Origin of the sequence: Brachybacterium vulturis (assembly GCF_043641765.1) — a bacterium.
GTDB classification, from domain to species: Bacteria; Actinomycetota; Actinomycetes; order Actinomycetales; family Dermabacteraceae; genus Brachybacterium; species Brachybacterium vulturis_A.
In genome coordinates this window covers 206,075-223,671 of record NZ_JBHZRO010000001.1, presented here as the reverse complement: position 1 = coordinate 223,671, position 17,597 = coordinate 206,075, and the positions used below count along the sequence as shown (strand labels likewise).

General features: G+C 71.0%; 14 protein-coding genes. 9 read left to right on the top strand and 5 right to left on the bottom strand.

All coding sequences use genetic code 11. The features are described from left to right. Nucleotides 1–4 precede the first annotated feature (4 nt). On the top strand, nucleotides 5–994 hold the full coding sequence (locus ACHUEU_RS01020) for a hydroxyacid dehydrogenase (RefSeq protein ID WP_394214016.1): 990 nt from the start codon (nucleotides 5–7) through the stop codon (nucleotides 992–994). 90 nt (nucleotides 995–1,084) lie between these two features. Further along, a complete protein-coding gene (locus tag ACHUEU_RS01015) occupies nucleotides 1,085–3,430 on the top strand; it encodes a polysaccharide lyase 8 family protein (protein WP_394214015.1) in 2,346 nt (781 codons plus the stop codon). Here ACHUEU_RS01015 and ACHUEU_RS01010 read toward each other — a convergent pair. Both ACHUEU_RS01010 and ACHUEU_RS01005 read right to left on the bottom strand, forming a co-directional pair. After that, a complete protein-coding gene (locus ACHUEU_RS01010) occupies nucleotides 3,414–4,562 on the bottom strand; it encodes a GntR family transcriptional regulator (protein ID WP_394214014.1) in 1,149 nt (382 codons plus the stop codon). The two genes, ACHUEU_RS01015 and ACHUEU_RS01010, sit on opposite strands and share 17 nt — an antisense overlap. 160 nt (nucleotides 4,563–4,722) lie before the next feature. Continuing rightward, on the bottom strand, nucleotides 4,723–6,174 hold the full coding sequence (locus ACHUEU_RS01005; protein WP_394214013.1) for a sulfatase-like hydrolase/transferase: 1,452 nt from the start codon (nucleotides 6,172–6,174) through the stop codon (nucleotides 4,723–4,725). A 250-nt stretch (nucleotides 6,175–6,424) separates the two neighbouring features. Between ACHUEU_RS01005 and ACHUEU_RS01000 the strand changes: the two genes are divergently transcribed. From ACHUEU_RS01000 to ACHUEU_RS00980, 5 genes are all read left to right on the top strand, one after another. After that, on the top strand, nucleotides 6,425–7,195 hold the full coding sequence (locus tag ACHUEU_RS01000; protein ID WP_394214012.1) for a sugar phosphate isomerase/epimerase family protein: 771 nt from the start codon (nucleotides 6,425–6,427) through the stop codon (nucleotides 7,193–7,195). 317 nt (nucleotides 7,196–7,512) lie between these two features. After that, the gene (locus tag ACHUEU_RS00995; protein WP_394214011.1) at nucleotides 7,513–8,838 is read left to right on the top strand and encodes an ABC transporter substrate-binding protein; all 1,326 of its coding nucleotides are present in this window, start codon (nucleotides 7,513–7,515) and stop codon (nucleotides 8,836–8,838) included. Nucleotides 8,839–8,844: 6 nt separating this feature from the next. Then, on the top strand, nucleotides 8,845–9,840 hold the full coding sequence (locus ACHUEU_RS00990; protein WP_394214010.1) for a carbohydrate ABC transporter permease: 996 nt from the start codon (nucleotides 8,845–8,847) through the stop codon (nucleotides 9,838–9,840). A 3-nt stretch (nucleotides 9,841–9,843) separates the two neighbouring features. Further along, nucleotides 9,844–10,710, top strand: a complete 867-nt coding sequence (locus tag ACHUEU_RS00985) for a carbohydrate ABC transporter permease (RefSeq protein ID WP_394214009.1) — start codon at nucleotides 9,844–9,846, stop codon at nucleotides 10,708–10,710. A 314-nt stretch (nucleotides 10,711–11,024) separates the two neighbouring features. After that, nucleotides 11,025–12,119, top strand: coding sequence for a LacI family DNA-binding transcriptional regulator (locus ACHUEU_RS00980; RefSeq protein WP_394214008.1), 1,095 nt, complete (start codon nucleotides 11,025–11,027; stop codon nucleotides 12,117–12,119). 169 nt (nucleotides 12,120–12,288) lie between these two features. Here ACHUEU_RS00980 and ACHUEU_RS00975 read toward each other — a convergent pair whose 3' ends face one another. The 3 genes from ACHUEU_RS00975 to ACHUEU_RS00965 are packed head-to-tail and all read right to left on the bottom strand — an operon-like array spanning nucleotide 12,289 to nucleotide 15,637. Continuing rightward, on the bottom strand, nucleotides 12,289–13,173 hold the full coding sequence (locus ACHUEU_RS00975; RefSeq protein WP_394214007.1) for a sugar phosphate isomerase/epimerase family protein: 885 nt from the start codon (nucleotides 13,171–13,173) through the stop codon (nucleotides 12,289–12,291). Beyond that, nucleotides 13,170–14,462 (bottom strand): DUF993 family protein, encoded by a 1,293-nt coding sequence (locus ACHUEU_RS00970; protein ID WP_394214006.1) that lies wholly within the window; start codon nucleotides 14,460–14,462, stop codon nucleotides 13,170–13,172. Before ACHUEU_RS00970 ends, ACHUEU_RS00975 begins: the two co-directional genes overlap by 4 nt. Nucleotides 14,463–14,464: 2 nt before the next feature. Further along, nucleotides 14,465–15,637 (bottom strand): Gfo/Idh/MocA family protein, encoded by a 1,173-nt coding sequence (locus ACHUEU_RS00965; protein ID WP_394214005.1) that lies wholly within the window; start codon nucleotides 15,635–15,637, stop codon nucleotides 14,465–14,467. Nucleotides 15,638–16,333: 696 nt separating this feature from the next. On the opposite strand from ACHUEU_RS00965, the gene ACHUEU_RS00960 reads away from it, so the two are divergent. Then, a complete protein-coding gene (locus tag ACHUEU_RS00960; RefSeq protein ID WP_394214004.1) occupies nucleotides 16,334–16,885 on the top strand; it encodes a glutaredoxin family protein in 552 nt (183 codons plus the stop codon). A gap of 164 nt (nucleotides 16,886–17,049) precedes the next feature. After that, a complete protein-coding gene (locus ACHUEU_RS00955; protein ID WP_394214003.1) occupies nucleotides 17,050–17,583 on the top strand; it encodes a P-loop NTPase family protein in 534 nt (177 codons plus the stop codon). The last annotated feature ends 14 nt before the right edge of the window (nucleotides 17,584–17,597 follow it).

Below are 17,597 nucleotides of genomic sequence, written 5' to 3'. Positions count from 1 at the left end.
ACCGATGAAGGCGCTGCTCGCCATGCCGCACGGGCTCCAGCACACGATGTTCTCCCCGGAACAGCTGGAGCAGCTGAGCCGGATGGTCGAGGTCGACGTGGAGCAGACCGTCCCGGATCTCGCTGCGGCGCCGGACGCCGTGCTCTCCGAGGTCGAGGTGCTCATCACGGGATGGGGGTCGCCGTGCGTGGACGGCGCCGTCCTGGAGCGTTCGCCGCGGCTGCGCGCCGTCGTGCACACCGCCGGCACCCTGCGCCACGTCGCCTCCCAGGCCCTGTGGAGGCGCGAGGACCTCCTCGTCACCACGGCTGCGCAGGCCAATGCGGTCCCGGTCGCCGAGTTCACGCTCGCCCAGATCCTGCTCGCCGGGAAGCGCAGCCTCGCCCGCGAGGCCGCGCACCGCCGCAGCCGGGGGCGGGAGAAGACGCTGGACCTCTCCGCCGGCGGGAACTACGGCGCCGTCGTCGGCCTCATCGGCGCCTCGCGGATCGGCACCATGGTCGCCGAGCTGCTGCAACCCTTCTCCCTGGAGGTCCTGATCAGCGATCCCTTCGTGGAGGCAGACGCGATCAGGCAGCTCGGTGCGACCAAGGTCGAGCTGCCCGAGCTGTTCCGGCGCAGCGATGTGGTGAGCCTCCACGCCCCGGACGTGCCCAGCACCCAGAAGATGGTCACCGCCGAACTGCTCTCGTCGATGCCGGATGGCGCGACCTTCGTGAACACCGCCCGCCCCGCCCTGGTGGACCTCGACGCGCTCCGCGCCGAGCTGGTCTCCGGCCGTCTCGGCGCCGCCTTGGACGTCCATGACGATCTGGCCCCCGACGACCCGCTGTGGGACGTGCCGACGGTCTCGATCACTCCTCACATCGCCGGCTCGCTCGGCAACGAGCTGCACCGCATGGCCGCCAGCGCCCTTGAGGAGCTGAGGCGGCTGCACGCCGGCGAAGCCGCTCTCGCCCCCGTCGACCGGGAGCACCTGTCGACCACCGCGTGAGCCTCGGGTCCGGCCAGGCCGGGCCCTCCCCCAGATCGACCACCCGACCGGTCACCGGACCGGTCATCACCACGGACGAAGGAGTCCACGATGCACCCCTCTCGCCGCACCCTGCTGCAAGGAGCGGGCGCCGCCGGCCTCGCCGGCGCCGTCGCCCTGTTGTTCCCCTCCCTGGCCGCGGCAGTCCCCGGCCTGGAGACCGAGGGCTTCGAGAACCTGCGGAGGCGCTGGGTCGACCAGCTGACCGGGAGAGATCTGTACACCCCGGGCGATGCACTGTTCCAGGACCCGATCACGCGGCTTGACGAGGAGGCGGCCGAGCACCTCGCGCTGCTGGGCCCCGCAGGCGCCGATCCCCTGTTCGCGGACCTCCCCTGGGAGCGCGAGGCGAACCTCACCGCCGCGATCCGCCGGGTGACGACGATCGCGACCGCCTGGGCGACACCCGGGTCCCGCTTCCACGATGATCCGGGCACGAGGGATCGAGCGGTCCAGGCGCTGCGCGACTTCCGCGCCGCGACCTACCACCCCGACCAGCCCGAGTACGGGAACTGGTGGCACTGGGAGATCGGGGTGCCCCGCGCCCTCGCCGATGCCATGGCGATCCTCGGCGACCACCTGAGCCAGCAGGACATCGACCTGCTCGGCGCCTCGATCGACTACTACGTCCCCGACCCCTGGGAGCAGTTCCCCGCCTCCCGGGGGCGGCAGACCTCCGAGGGCGCGAACCGGGTGGACCTCTGCCAGGGAGTGATCATCCGCTCGATCGTGGGCCAGGATGCACCGCGCCTCGCCCATGCCGTCGACGGCCTCACGCCCGTGTGGCAGCACGTCGAGGGGGGCAACGGCTTCTACGAGGACGGCTCCTTCATCCAGCACGGGACGATCGGCTACACCGGCACGTACGGACTGGTGCTGCTGGCCGGGCTCTCGAAGCTCTTCGCCCTGCTGGCAGGCTCCCCGCACGACATCACGGACCCGAGCCGGGAGAACCTCACCCGCGCCGTCGAGCACTCCTTCGCACCCTTCCTCCACGAAGGTCAGATGATGGATGCGGTGCGGGGCCGGGCGGTCTCACGGGAGACCGAGCGCTCGATCGACAACGGCAGCACCGCGATCGAGGCGATCCTGCGCCTCGCGGACGCCGCCGATGAGCAGACCGCCGCGCACTGGCGGGCGCTGTGCCGCGGATGGATCGAGGACAATGCGTTCACCTCGATCCTCGACGGTGCCTCGATCCCGCGGCTGGCCCGGGTCAACGACCTGCTGACCTCCGACCTCGCAGCCCGGCGTCACGCGCCGGGCGCGCATCTCTTCCCGGCGATGGACCGTCTCGTGTACCGGGGCGAGGGGTGGTCGGCCTGTGTGGCCATGTGCAGCGATCGCATCGCCTGGTACGAGTGCGGGAACGGCGAGAACGACCACGGCGCCCAGACCTCCCAGGGGATGACCTACCTCTATCTCACCGGGGACGATGGGCACTTCGACGACGAGTTCTGGGCGACCAGCGACCTCCAGGGACCCCCGGGGACGACCGTCGATGCGACGCCCCTGCCCCCGCGGGTCGGGGGGCAGTGGGGCTCGGCCGTCCCGGAGAACGAGTGGACCGGCGGCGCCGTGCTCGACGAGTTCGCACTCGCCGGTCAGCATCTCGTCGGGCCCGGCGGGACCGGTCTGACGGCGCGGAAGACCTGGTTCTTCCTGCCCGGCGCCTATGTCGCCCTGGGCAGCGACATCGGGTCCGACAGCGGCGCGGAGGTCCGCACGGTCGTCGAGCATCGCAATCTCGGCGCCCAGAGCCGGCAGCTCCTGGTCGATGGTGGCGAGGTGGGCGCGGACGGGACGGAGATCGAGTCCCCCCGCTGGGCGCACATCGAGGCGGTCGGCGGGTACGTCTTCCTCGCCCCGCAGCATCTGCGCGCCTCCTGCCGGGAACGCGAAGGCAGCTGGAGCCGCAACAATGCGAAGGGCTCGGACGTCCTGCATCACCGGGTCTACGCCACGCTCGAGAGCCTGCATCCTGAGGCGGCGTCGAGCTACGCCTATGCCGTGCTGCCCGGGGCCGACGTCTCCACTACCCGCGCCGCCGCGGACGATCCGCCGGTCGAGGTGGTCCGCAACGACGACGCGGTCCAGGCCGTCCGCGCCGGCCAGGTGCTGGCCGCGAACTTCTGGTCGCCCGCAAGGGTCCAGGGGCTCACCGCGGACGATCCGCTGTGCCTGATCCGGCGCGGCAACGGCCCTGACCAGCGCTACGCCATCTCGGATCCGACGCAGCGGCGTGACACGGTCACCGTCACCATCGCCGGCGGCGCCGTGCGCCGCGCGGCAGGCAGCGATCGCGTGCAGGTCGTCGCGGGCAGGGGCGAGCTGCGGGTGACGGTCGACGTGCGCGGGCTGGCCGGGGTCCCCGTGGAGTTCAGCCTGCTCCGCTGACCTGGCGCGTCGTGAGCGCCGCGGCGCCGCAGGAGTCACGCACGACCAGGCGCGGGCGCAGCTTCCGCTGCATCGTGGGGAAGCTGCGCCCGCTCTCGATGCGAAGCATCATGACCTCTGCCGCGGCCGCGCCCAAACGGTACTTGGCCGGGGACACCGCTGTGAGGGGCACCTCGGCGATCTCCGCCAGCTCGTCGTCGTAGGACACGACGGCGAAGTCCTCGGGGATGCTGATCCCGAGCCGGAACGCCGCCGCCTGGAGGGTGGTCGCCTCACGGTCGCCGAACACCAGGGCCGCCGTGCATCCGTGCTCGAGGAGCTCCTCGAGAGCACGTCGCGCGCGGTCCACGGTCCAGGCGCGCATCTCGTCGCCGATGACGATCTGTGCGAGACCGTCGATCTCGCAGGCCGTGCGGTAGCCGTCCCGGATCCCCGGAGCCGTGTGCGGGGAGCTGCGCAGGACCAGTCCGATGCGCTCATGGCCGAGACCGAGCAGATGCTGCATCGCATCGAAGGCCCCGCCGGCGTGATCGGAGACGACGTGCTCCGAGGGGTCCGCCGCACCGCACTCCGGCAGCGAACGCTCCAGCAGGACCACCGGGACGGAAAGCTGCTGGAGGGTCTCGACCCGCCGCAGGTTCTCCGCGCCGCGGCCGGCGCGGAAGGTCGGCGTGACGATGATCCCGCGAACTCCGTCCGCCAGCATCGACTGCAGCGCTTCCTGTTCGCGGCCCACCTCGTAGTTGCTGGTCGCCAGCGTGAGCGAGACGCGCCGGGAGGCGAGCGTCGATTCCAGCCCCTGGAGGACCTTCGCGTAGTAGAGCGCGGTCTCGGGGATCACGATCCCCACCCGGCCCTGCCTGGTCTCACGATCCGGCCTGCGTTCATTGACGAAGCTGCCGGCGCCGCGCCGGCGCGTCACGAGCCCTTCGTCGACGAGCGCCTCATAGGCCCGGCGAACGGTGGTCAGGGACAGCCCGGTCTCCCGGATCAGCTCGTTCTCCGTCGGGAGCTTGCTCCCGGGATCCCAAATGCCCGAGAGGATCCGACTGCGCAGCTGCGAGGCGAGCACCTCGAACTTCAGACCCCGGCCTCCGCTGCGACTCCACACCGAGTCGGTCGTGTCCGCCACCGAATCACCCTTCGCCGTCGTGCCTCGATTGCTATCTTTTCACCGCTGTTTCAAGACCTCAACACTGCGCAGTGCTGCGGGACCCGAGGGAGCATGCGCAGCTCGACTCCCACGTGCCGGGCGGGGTCCGGCGCGGTGAGCACGCCGGCTCGCGACCGGCTCACGCCACCGGCGCGGTCTGTCCGGTGCCGTCCACCTCGGTCCTCCAGCCGCTCAGCGGGTGCGCCTGATGCCGGTCGAACCACTCCGCCAACTCCAGCCGGAGCTCGTGGCGGAGGGCCGCATGCGCCCGGTCCTGCGAGAGGTCGTGCTGCTCCTCGGGATCCTCCCGCAGGTCGTAGAGCTCGGTGGGGCCGTCCCGGCGGACGACGAGCTTCCACCGCTCGGTGCGGAGCATCCGATTCGCCCCGTACTCGTCGTGGATCACGATCGGGGCGACCGACTCCACGGCGGTCTCATCGCCCGCACCGCGCAGGCGGGGGGCCAACGAAGATCCGGCCCGCAGGGGGTCCTCGAGCGGCGTCGCGCCGGTGAGTTCGGCGATCGTCGGAAAGAGGTCCACGGCGGAGGCCGGCCGCGCATCGGCCACGCCCGGGGGGATCCGGTCCGGCCAGCGCACCACGAACGGGACCGAGATCGACGGCTCCCAGAAGTTCAGCGGGGCGGTCGCGTTCCCCTTCCCCCAGATGCCGTGGTGCCCGCAGGAGAACCCGTTGTCGGAGGTGAAGATGATGATCGTGTCCTCGAGCAGGCCGCGGCCCTCGAGATCGTCCAGCAGGACGGAGATGCTGCGGTCCACGCCGCTGATCGCGGCGCAGTAGCCGGCCAGCGCGCCGTGGCGGTCGGCCACGGCCCGAGGGAAGTTCTGCGGGAGGAACCAGGGATGCGCGGCCGCCTCCGGCACGGAGGGGAAGTCGGTGTCCTCGTAGAGGGCGAGCAGATCCTCCGGGTGGTTCCCGTCGAACCAGGGGTCATGCGGGGCGGTCCAGTTGACCTGGAGGAAGAACGGGGCGCCCTCCCCGGCGAGGTGGCTCAGAGCGTCGAGGCCCTGGCGGGAGATCGCGTCGGTGAGGTACTCGGGCTCCGTGGTCGGTTCGGCGGGGACGACCGGACGGCCACTGCTCGGGTCGTGCCGCCAGATGGGGGCGTCGCGATAGGGTCCGCCGCCCAGCTGATGGGCCCACCAGTAGTCGAAGCCGGGAGCCGGTCGGTGGGAGGATCCCAGGTGCCACTTGCCGACCATCCCGCAGCGGTACCCCTCGCGGGAGAGCATGTCGGCGAGCGAATCGGCGCCGGTGGCGCGGTCCAGGAAATCCGGGGTGAAGGGCGGCTCGGGCGATCCGGTGCGGGCGAGGGCCTCGGGTCGGATCCAGTCGTGCACCCCGTGCGCCGAGGGCATCCGCCCGCTGGTCAGGCTCGCGCGGGCCGGGGAGCAGACCGGGGATGCGCAGAAGAACGTCTCGAAGCTCATCCCTTCGCGCTGCAGTCGGTCGAGCGCGGGCGTGTGCAGCTCCGGCATCCTCGACCCCATCGCCCATGCTCCCTGGTCGTCTGTGACCAGCAGCAGGATATTCGGGGGCGTCTCGCCACCGGGTGGGTCGACCGATGCCATCGTGGCCTCCTGGAACTCGATGCGAATCTCGCCGAGAGTCTACTGGCAAACGCTTGCCGGGGATCTTCGGGGAGATCGATCGGAGCGGAACCAGAGCATTCGGCACGCATTCACGCGCACCACCGGATCCCGACCTCCGTGCAGCCGATACCCTCGTTGCCCTGGTGGCACTCGCATTCCGTCGTGCCGCCCCGCCACCGTCGCCCCGACGTCCCGGCGCGTCGGCCGCCCCACGCAGGAGGACCCGCCCATGATCCGCCCCGGACTCTGCTCCGTCACCTTCCGCGATCTCGATGCCGGATCCGTGGTGCACCATGCCGCGGCCGCCGGCTTGGAATGCATCGAGTGGGCGGGGGACGCCCACGTCCCGCCGGGCGATGTCGCCGCCGCCGAGCACGCTCGTGCGCTCACCGAGCAGTCCGGGCTCGCCGTCGCCTCGTACGGTTCATACCTGCGTTTCCTCGGCACCGACGAGGAGGTTCGCGCCGAGGGCGAGGCGGTGCTCGCCGCGGCGCGCGCCCTCGGCGCTCCGCGCATCCGGGTCTGGGCCTCCCGCACCGGCTCGGCCACAGCCACCACCGAGGAGCGGGCCACGACAGTCCGCCGGATCCAGGAGTTCGCCGATCTCGCCGCCGCGGACGGCATCGACCTCGGCCTCGAGTTCCACGCTCATACCCTGACCGACGAGATCGACTCGACCCTGCGCCTGCTGGAGGAGGTCGACCGGCCCCGCGTGCTCTCCTACTGGCAGCCCCACCAGGGCATGCCCGCCGATCAGGCACTGGAGACGCTGCAGCGGGTGCTCCCGGCCACCTCGACGATCCACGTCTTCTCCTGGTGGCCGCGCCATGAGCGGCTCGCCCTGGCAGAGCGCTCCGCTCTGTGGAAGCGCGTCTTCGCGCTGCTGGCCGCCGAGGGCTCTGACCGCGACGCGCTGCTCGAGTTCGTCCCCGACGACGACCCGTCCCTCCTGCCCCGCGAGTCGGACACCCTGCGCAGCTTGATCACCGCCGGGGGGTAGGCCCCGAGGCGCGCTGCCGGCGATGCCCGCGGACCAGGCGCATCGCGCGATCGACGAGGTGGCTCTCCGCCTGCGGGCGCCGGCGGCGGAGCCCCGGGAGCCGTCCGCCCGGCGCCAGAAGAGGGTCGCCGGGCACCTCGTGGCCACCGACGGCAAGCGCTCCCCCGCGGGGTCGTCACGTGAGGACCACACTCTGTCCGGCAGGCCGCCCACGGTGGCGTAAGAGCGCTTTCCCGTGTAACGTCGCCCCCGCAGCGACCGCAACGCAGCGTTCAGACGAACCTCCGCGTGCACCCCAACTCATTTCAGGAGCGGCAATGACGCACTCGACCGGAAAACGCTTACACCCCCGTCAGGTCTCTCGACGCGGCATGATCGGCGGCGCCGCCGCCCTGGGTGCCGGAGCCACCCTCGCCGCATGCGGGGGCACGCGCGAGAGCGGAGGCGACGCGGCCGCCCCCACCGGCACGACGACCGGTACTCTGCGCGTCGGTCATTTCGGCTGGGTCGGCAACGTCGCCGGGGAGTGGCTGCCCGAGGTCGCCTCCCAGTTCGAGGAGGCCAACGACGGCGTCACGGTGGAGATCATCCCCGTCGCGAGCTCCGAATCCACCCGCGATGCCCTGGTCCAGAAGCTGTCGCTCGAGGCGCGACAGGGCGAGTCCAGCTACGACCTGCTGCTGGGCCCCACTCCTTGGCTGGAGACCGGTGCACTGGCCCGCGCGGGGGCGATCCATCCGCTGGACGACCTGCTGCCCTCCGGGTTCGCCGACAACCTGGTCGACGCGGCCCGCGCGGAGGTGACGGCCGACGACGGCAAGATGTACTCCATCCCGTTCTGGGCCGATGTCGTCGGCTACATCGAGCGCCCGTCCCTGCAGGAGGAACACGGCATCTCCGCCCCGGAGACCTGGGACGACCTGATCGAGGCCACCCGATCCGTCGAGCTGCCCACGGACATGTACCACTACGGCGCGGACTGGACCGAGTTCCATCGCGCCTACCTCCCGATCCTCGCCTCCTTCAGCGACCGCGACTCCATCTTCGCCGAGAACGGCACCGTGGACATGACCACCGATGCGGCGGTCCGGGCCCTCGAGGTGCTCAAGGCGCTCATCCCGTCCATGCCGCCGAACTCCCAGACGCCCAAGGCGTCCGTCGAGACCTTCTATGCCGGCAAGGAGGTGTCCATGACCTATTGGCAGTCCGGTGTGCGCGGGGCGATCAACCAGGGGCTGCCCGAAGACGACGTCACCTATCGGCACAACCTGACCGGAGACACGAACGGCACCTTCTTCTGGGACACGGGAGCCGTCGTCCCCAAGGGTGCTGCGATGCCCGAGGTCGCCGTGAAGTTCATGACCGATGGGTTCCTCGGTGAGCTGGGGGTCACGAAGTCCGTCGAGGTCGCCAACGCTCTCCCGCCGCTGAAGAATCTGCGGGAGATCGTCCCGGAGCTGCCGGCTCACCTCGAGCTCGCGTACTCCCAGCTGGAGACGGCGATCGGGATGCCCGCCAACGATGCATTCCTGGGGGTCATGGCGCCGAACTTCCGCACCGAGGTCGAGCGGATGATGGCGGACGACCTCGATCCGGCGGACGTCGCGCAGACGCTCGCCGACGCCTTCGCAGAATACGAGTGACCCTGGATGACTGACGCACGTATCCGGCAGACCGACGGCCCCGGCTCCGGTGACCGCACCGGGGCCGGGGCCGGGTCGGGACTGGCGATCCCGGCTCGCCGCCCGACCCGCAAGAGCAACTACTTCACGAGCTCCCGCTGGCATGACCTCCGGTGGGGTTATGGCCTGGCGTTGCCGGCAATCGCCCTGACCGCCGTCTTCGTGGTCTATCCGCTGGCCCGCTCGGTGTACCTGACGTTCTTCGACTACGAGTTCATCATGAACCGTCAGCAGTTCGCGGGATTCCAGAACTACATCGACTGGATCCAGGATCCCGAGATGTGGCACAGCGCCTGGATCGCTCTGAAGTACTTCCTGCTGTATGTACCGCCGAGCATGTTCCTGGCGCTGATCATCGCGCTGGCGATCGACCGGCTCGCACGAAAGCACTTCCAGAACCTCTACCGAGCGATCTTCTACTTCCCCGTCGTGCTGCCGGCCGCGATCGTGTTCCAGATGTGGATGTGGATCTACGATCCGACGGTCGGGGTGATCACCCAGACCCTCCGGGAGCTCGGCTCGTCCCTCAGCATCGACTGGCTGGGAGATGCCGATACCGCACTGGCAGCGATCGCCGCGATGTCGATCTGGCGGGTCCTGGGCGAGACGGTGATCTTCTTCCTCGTCGGGCTCTCCACCGTCCCGCGAGAGCTGCTGGAGTCCGCTCGCGTCGACGGCGCCCGCGAGCTCAGCGTGATCTTCCGGATCCAGCTGCCGCTGCTCATCCCGATGATCGTGCTCGTCCTCGTGCTGCGCCTGCGCGTGCTCGAAGCCAGCACCGAGATGCTGTACATGACCCAGGGCGGGCCCATCGACGCCACCATGACCTACGGACTGCAGGCGTACATGCTGTTCAGCCGCGAGGATCAGATCGGATATGCGAACACCTGGTTCATCATGCTCGCCGTGGTGTCCATCGCTCTCGCCTGGGCCGCCTCCCACCTCCGCAAGATGAGTAGCTGACACATGACCACTCTGACTCAGACCCACTCGGCCTCTGCCCGGCGTCGCACCCGGGGCCCCCGGCAGACCCTCGAACACGCTGTGCTGATCATCGGCGCGATCCTCCTGATGGCACCGATGGTGTGGTTCGTCTCCATCGCCTTCCGCCCCCCGGAGGAGTCCTACGAGCTGATCCCCGGCTCCCTGACGCTCGCGAACTTCCCGGCGATGCTCGACCGTGTCCCCGCCATGGGGCGCTACATGCTCGACAGCACGCTGATCACCGGGGGGACCGTCGCTCTCACCTGCATCGCCGCATCGATGGGCGGATTCGCTTTCGCGCGCATCAGATTCCCCGGGCGCGAGGTCATCTTCTGGTTCATCGTGTCCACCCTGTTCATCCCGATCACCACGGCGATCGCTGCGCTGTACCTGCAGATGTTCGAGATGCGCCTGTTGGACACCCGAATCGGACTGATCCTGGTCTACTCGGCGTGGCAGCTGGCGATGGGCCTGCTGATCATGCGGGGAATCTTCGGCGCGATCCCGAAGGAGCTCGAGGAGTCGGCACGGATCGACGGCGCCTCCATGTGGCAGGTGCTGTGGCGGGTCTATGCCCCGCTGGCCCGCGGCGGCATCGTCATCGTCGCCCTGATCACCTTCGTCTACGCCTGGGGCGAGTACCTCATCGCCTTCACCTTCGTGGGGACCGACGTCGTGCCGATGTCCTTGGCGATCCAGTTCTTCGAGCCCTCGCCATCGGATCCGGGCTACAACTTCAATGTGGCGGTCGCGGCAGCGCTGGTGATGTTCGTGCCGTCGATCCTGATCTACCTCGTCTTCCAGCGTCAGTTCTCCAAGGGGATCATGGAAGGAGCCCTCAAGGGCTAGCGACCTGCACCGGAGAGCAGCAGCTCGGACCGGCGGATCGAACTGGGCAACCGGAGGCCGAGCGGGTCGCACGCCCCGTCGCCGACGAGATCCGCGATCCCTGCGGACGACACTCCGAGCGACCGACCGTCGCGCCCACCGGCCCGCCTCCGAGCTGGTGGGCGCGAGGGCCGCTATCCTGCTGACGGAGCTCGGCAGAACACTGCCGCCACATCAGCTCTTGGACAGAGACCGCCTCGCGATGCCGCCCTGCACCGGGACAGCATCTCCCGTCATCCGCAGACCTGCCCGACCCCCCGGAAGAAGGGACCCTGATGGTCGCCGTGCGCCTCAGTGACGTCGCCAAGCACGCCGGCGTCTCCCTGGCCACCGCCTCCCGCGTGCTCAACGGCTCCTCCCGGGTGCCCGGGAAGGCGGTCGCCGAGAAGGTGAAGGCCTCTGCGGCGACGCTCGGCTACGTCCCCAACGCCCAGGCCCAGGCCCTGGCCCGCTCCCGTTCGGGTCTGATCGGTCTGGTGGTCCACGACATCGCCGACCCCTACTTCGCGACCATCGCCCGGGAGGTCCAGCAGCAGGTGTTCGCCTCCCAGGCCCAGGTGCTGCTCACCCAGACCGACCGCGAGATCGACACCGAGATCAGGGCGCTGCGCTCCCTGATCGCCCAGCAGGTCGACGCCCTGGTGCTGGTGGGCTCGCATCGCTACGGCAACGACTCCGACGCCGCCCTGCGCACTCTGCTCGAGGGCTTCGCCCGCCATGGCGGTCGCGTGGTGGGCATGGGCCAGTCCCTCGGCGTGGGGCGCACGATCGTGCCGGACAACGCCGCCGCCGCCCATGAGCTCGCCACCGCGCTGGTCGTGGAGGGCCACCGCCGCTTCGCGGTGGTCCAGGGCATCGCCGGGATCCCCTCGGCCGCGGATCGCACCGGCGGCTTCATCGCCGCCCTCACCGAAGCGGGCATCGAACCCGAGCTCAGCGTGGAGGCGGACCTGACCCGTGCCGGCGGATACCGGCTGGCCGCCAGGATCCAGGACCACCTCGCCGCCGCACCGTCCGCCGTGGACCACCCGCTGTGCGTGTTCGCCCCGGCGGACGTCATGGCGCTCGGCGCGCTCGGCGCGCTGCGCCGCCACGGGATCGAGGTGCCCGGCCAGGTGGCGGTCGCCGGCTTCGGCGGGGTGCCCGACGCGGCCGATGCGCACCCCACCCTCACCACGATCGCGCTGCCGCTGCAGGACATGGCCCGCCAGGCCGTGGAATGGGTGCTGGAGCCGGCCCCGCCGGCCGAGAGCACCCCTGCCGGGGATCCCTCGACCGCCGAGGAGCCCGCCACGGCAGGCCCGTCGGAGATCCACGTGCGCGGCGATGTGCTGCTGCGCGGCTCCACGGCCCTGGGCGACGTCGGCTGACGCGCGGCCCCGGCCGGGCCTGGTGCACCGTGCCCAGCGCACCACGACCGGAAAAGTGCCGCTCAGCTGGAACGTTTCTCGTCGTGGCGGCGGAGCCGAGCGGCCGCGTCGAGGAAGGTGCCGGTTCTTGGCACTTTTCTCGACGCGGCCGCCGTGGGGTGAGGATCCCTCAGGCGTGGGGCAGCACGAGCTGCGCAAAGCGCTCGGCGATGATCCGCGCCGCCTCGTCGGCCGGGGTGGCCCACACGTCCTCGTTGAAGATCTCGACCTCGATGTCGCCGGTGTACCCGGCGTCCTTGACCATACGGGTGATCGAGGGGAAGTCGATGAAGCCGTCACCCATGTAGCCGCGGGAGTGCAGGGGCTCCGCCGCGAGCGGCAGGTTCCAGTCGCACACCTGGTAGCTCAGCAGGCGGTCCGTCGCCGCGGCGCGCCGGATGGCGCGCTCGAGGTACGGGTCCCACCACACGTGGTAGGTGTCGACCACGACGCCGACGGCGGGGCTGCCGGAGGCCTCGGCGATGTCCAGGGCCTGGTCGAGGGTGGAGACCACGGCGCGGTCCGCGGCGAACATCGGGTGCAGCGGTTCGATGGACAGCGTCACCCCGCGCTCCTCCGCGTAGGGGGCGAGGGTCGCGACGGCCTCGGCGACCCGCGCCCGGGCGCCGATGAGGTCCTTGTCGGCCCGGTCCACGCCGCCGACGACGAGCACCAGGGTGGGAGCGCCGAGCGCGGCGGTCTCGTCGATCGCGCGCCGGTTGTCCTCCAGCGCCGCGGCCCGGTCCTCCTCGGCCGAGGCGGTGAGGAAGCCTCCACGGCACAGCGAGCTCACCCGCAGCCCGGCGTCGTCGACCCGGCGGCGCAGGCCGGCCAGGCCCACCTCGGCGACATCCTGGCGCCACACGCCCACGGCGTCGATGCCCTGCGCGGTGGTGGCGTCGAGGAACTCCTGGAGCGGCGTGGTGCGGAACGTCCAGCGGTTCAGCGACAGGCGCTGCGTGCCGGTCCCGAGCCGCTCGGAGGGTGCGGCGGTGCGGGAATGTGAGGTGCTCATGCGGCGTCTCCTGCCCTGGCGGCCCCGGCCGCCGTCTCGAGGTCGTACCCGGCCACGCGCAGCATCGAGTGCCAGCGCTCGGCGGCCAGCGCGGGCTGTTCGAGATTGCCGGTGGTGGCGGCGAGCTCGATGGTGCGCGAGAGGTGGGGGAGGCTGCGGGCGCTGTGCATGCCGCCCACCATCGTGAACGCCTGCTGATGGCCGTTCAGCCAGGCCAGGAACGCCACCCCGGTCTTGTAGTGGAAGGTGGGGGCGGAGAAGAGGTGCCGTCCCAGCCGCTCTGCGCCATCGAGGATCCGGGAGGCCTCGGCCGGGTCCCCGGCATCGAGCGCCTGCACCGCGGCCGAGGCCGCGGGCGCGGTGGCGGCGAAGGCGCCGAGCAGGGCGTCGGAGTACTGCCCGGCCACCTGCTCCCCGCCGGCCTCGGTGGTGGCGGTGCCGTCGCCCACGATGAGGTGGGAGAAGTGGAAGTCGTCGCCGGTGAGCATCCTGACCCCCGCGGGGAGTCGCTCCCGCACGGCGATCTCCGCGGCGTCGTCCAGCAGGCTCATCTTCACGCCGCGGATCTTCGAGGGGTCCGCCTCGATGATGCGGAGCAGGGTGTCCGCCCCGACGGCGGGATCGTCCGACCCGAAATACCCCTCCAGCTGCGGGTCGAAGACGGTGCCCAGCCAGTGCAGGATGACCGGCTCGCTCGCGGCGTCGAGCACCCGGCGGTAGACGTCCTCGTACTCGCCGGCGGTGGTCGCGGTGCGGGCGAGGTGGCGGCTGGCCATCAGCACCGCCCCCGCGCCGGTGGCCTCAGTGGCGCGGAGCTGCTCGATGTAGGCCCCGGCGATCTGGTCCAGGCTCAGCGAGTGCTCGCTGCGCTGGTCGGTGTTCACCCCGGCGACCATCAGGTCGCTCACCGTCGCGTCGGCCGGGAACACGGCGGCGATCTCCGGGTCGGCGAGCGCTTCGCGGGCGGCGTCGGCCGAGCGGGTGATCAGCTCCCGGGTGGCGGCGGGGTCCAGGCCCATATTGCGCTGGGCGGTGTCCATCGCGTCGGCCACCCCGAGCCCGCGGGACCACATGGTGCGGCGGAAGGCGAGGGTGGCGTCCCAGTCGATGTCCGCCGGGGCGCCGGGGGTGTTGTCCCCGTGCACCTGCGGCACCACGTGCACCGCCGCGTAGACGACGCGGGAGCGCAGGGGCGCAGCGGGACGGGCGAAGGCGGGAGTCTCGGCGAGCGGGAGGGTGCGCAGGGAGCCGTCCTCGTCCAGCAGGGTCAGCGGCAGGGCGTCCGCCATGCTCACACCTCCGTCAGCGGGTCGAGAGCGATGCGGCGACCCTCGGCGGAGCTGCTCAGGCCCGCCTCGGCCAGGCGCACGCCGCGCGCGCCGGAGAGGAAGTCGTACGGATACTCGGAGCCCTCGGCAGCGCCCGCCACGTGGCGCAGGAAGTCCTCCCACTGCACCTTGAAGCCGTTGTCGAAGCCGTCGGGCCCGGCGTTGTCGGGCACCTCGATCCAGTCGTCGTAGTAGTCGTGCGGATCCTTGACGTCGGGGTTCCATACCGGCTTCGGGGTGGCCTCGCGCGGCTGGATCCGGGCGCCGTGCAGGCCCACGACGGCGCTGCCCCTGGTGCCGTCGACCTGGAACTCGACCAGCTCGTCGCGGTGGACGCGCACGTCCCAGCTGGAGTTCATCTGCACCACGGTGCCGCCCTCGAGGCGGAAGACGCCATAGGCGGCGTCGTCCGCGGTCGCGGTGTACTCCTGGCCCTGCTCGTCCCAGCGCGTCCCGATGTGGGTGGCGGTCTGGGCGTAGACGTCCTCGATCCGGCCGAACAGCTCCTCGATGACGTAGTTCCAGTGCGGGAACATGTCCGCGACGATGCCGCCGCCGTCCTCGGAGCGGTAGTTCCAGGAGGGGCGCTGGGCGGTCTGCCAGTCGCCCTCGTAGACCCAGTAGCCGAACTCGCCGCGCACCGAGAGGATCTCGCCGAAGAAGCCGGAGTCGATCAGGCGGCGCAGCTTGAGCAGCCCGGGCAGGTAGAGCTTGTCGTGCACGACGCCGTTGACGGTGCCGTGCTGCGTCGCCAGCTGCGCCAGCTCGAGGGCGTCCTCGAAGGTCTCGGCGGTGGGCTTCTCGGTGTAGATGGCCTTGCCGGCGGCGATGGCCTTCTTGAGGTTCGCGACGCGCAGGTTGGTCACCAGGGCGTCGAAATAGACCTCGTAGTCGGGGTTCGCGAGCGCCTCGTCGACGTCGGTGGTCCAGTTCGTCAGCCCGTGGCGCGCGGCGACCGCGGCGAGCTTCTCCTCGTTGCGGCCCACCAGCAGCAGGTCGGGCACCAGGCGGTCGCCGTCGGCGAGCTCGACGCCGCCCTGCTCCTGGATCGCGAGCAGCGAGCGCACCAGGTGCTGGCGGTAGCCCATGCGGCCGGTGGCCCCGTTGACGATGATCCCGATCCTGCGTTCTGCCATGTCTGTCTCCTGCGCTTCCTGTGTTGCCCCATTTGCCGGGCGGCCGACGGGCGGTCCGGGCGCCCGCGGCGACCGCTGCCACCCCCTCCAGGGCGGCAACCGCTTTCCATGCACCCAGTCAAGCATGTTCCCCCGCAGCGGGCAAGCGCTTGTCGATGTGATCGCGCCCTCGACAGCACCCTGGAGCACCCAGGGGATGATCCCTGATGGGATGGGCCGGACCTGCTCGCGACCACACGACTCCCCTCTCGATCTCCCGGAGGACATCGCGTGTCACCGGGCACCACCGTCTCGCGCAACCGCCCGGCAGAGCGTCGGCTCGAGGCGCTGGGCGTCTGCCATCCCGCGACCCGGGCGATGATCGACGACGAGTTCGAGACGATACGGGCAGCGCCCGCTGTCGACGAGGAGGGGGCCCGGTGGCGATGGCGGACGACGTGGGCGGGAAGCCGAACTGGCTGGATTCCGATCAGTCCTATCGGCCCACCCGACTGCTGCGCCTGGTCCGTGCTCCTGAGGACGTCCTATCCGTCCAGTGCATCGAGCAGCCGGTCCCGTCCCCGGACTCAGCCGGGATGCGACGGCTGCGGCGGGATCCCACCGGGGCACGCCGACCTTCGATCCGGAGCAGACCTCCGAGGTCGAGCCGCGCCCCTGGTTCGGGTCCTACCAGCGACGCGGGCGTACGGTGGTGCCATGCCCCGTTCCCTGCGCTGGTCGCTCCTCGTCGTGGCCGCGGTGATCCTCGCGATGGCCGTGGTGACGGGGATCGACGATCTGCGCCGGGGGATCAGCTCCGCGGCGGTGGGCGCCTTCGTGCTGGCGGTCGTCGCCGTGTGGTCCGGTCGTCGCGGCCGGCACACCCCCTGGGCGCGCGCCGAGGCCCGGATCGCGCCCGACCATGCCGTGGTGCTGTGGAAGCCCGGTTGCCTCTACTGCGAGCGGCTGCTGCTGCAGCTCCGGAAAGATGCCCGCGTGAGCTGGGTGAACGTGTGGCGGGACGAGAACGCGAACAGGCGGGTCCGCGCCGTCAACGGCGGGGACGAGCTCACGCCGACGGTGCTGCTGGGCACGCAGGTGCTGCGCAACCCGAGCGCGGCGGAGCTGCGCGAGCGCCTGGCCGCCGCGGGTTCTGCTCATCCCTCCCGAGACGCCCCGAGCACCACCGTGGCCCCCGGCGGCCAGCGGTGCTCGTCATCGCAGCGGAAGCCCCACAGCCATGGCACCCCGTCGACCACCCGGAGGTAACACCCCTTGGGGTGCTCATCGTCCTCGCTGAGCGAAGCGGAGAGCACCGAGTCCGGTGCCGAGGGCTGCGAGGTCATGGCCAGGCGCAGGCATGGTGCCGTCGCGGGCGGGCAGAGCTCGACGCTCGGCGTGCGCGCAGCGCCCCGGGTGCGGACAATGGCTCCATGCACCGTTCCCGCCTCCACGTGATGGGGGCCAGCGGCTCCGGCACGACGACCCTCGGCCGCGCCCTGGCCGACCGGTGGTCCGTGCCCCATGCCGATTCCGATGACTACTACTGGATCCCCACGGACCCCCCGTACACCCGTCCCCGCCCGCCACAGGAGCGGGCCGCCCTGATGCACACGATGTTCGCCCCGCGCGAGGCATGGGTGCTGTCGGGGTCGATGATCGGCTGGGGCGACGAGGCCCTCGCCCGCTGCGAGGCGGTGGTGTTCCTGAGCCTGGATCCGAGGGAGCGGCTGCGACGGCTCGAGGCCCGCGAGCAGCTCCGTGATCCGTGGCAGACGGTCGACGTCGAGGCCCGGGCCGCGTTCCTGAACTGGGCCCGCGGCTATGACGACCCCGGGTTCACCGGTCGCAGCCGTGCCTCCCACGAGGCATGGCTGCGGATCCTCGAGGTGCCGGTGCTGCGCCTGGACAGCGCACAGGGCGTCGACGAGCTGGTCGCCGCGGTGCTGCGCTGGGAGCCGCGCTGACGGGAGCGCTGCGG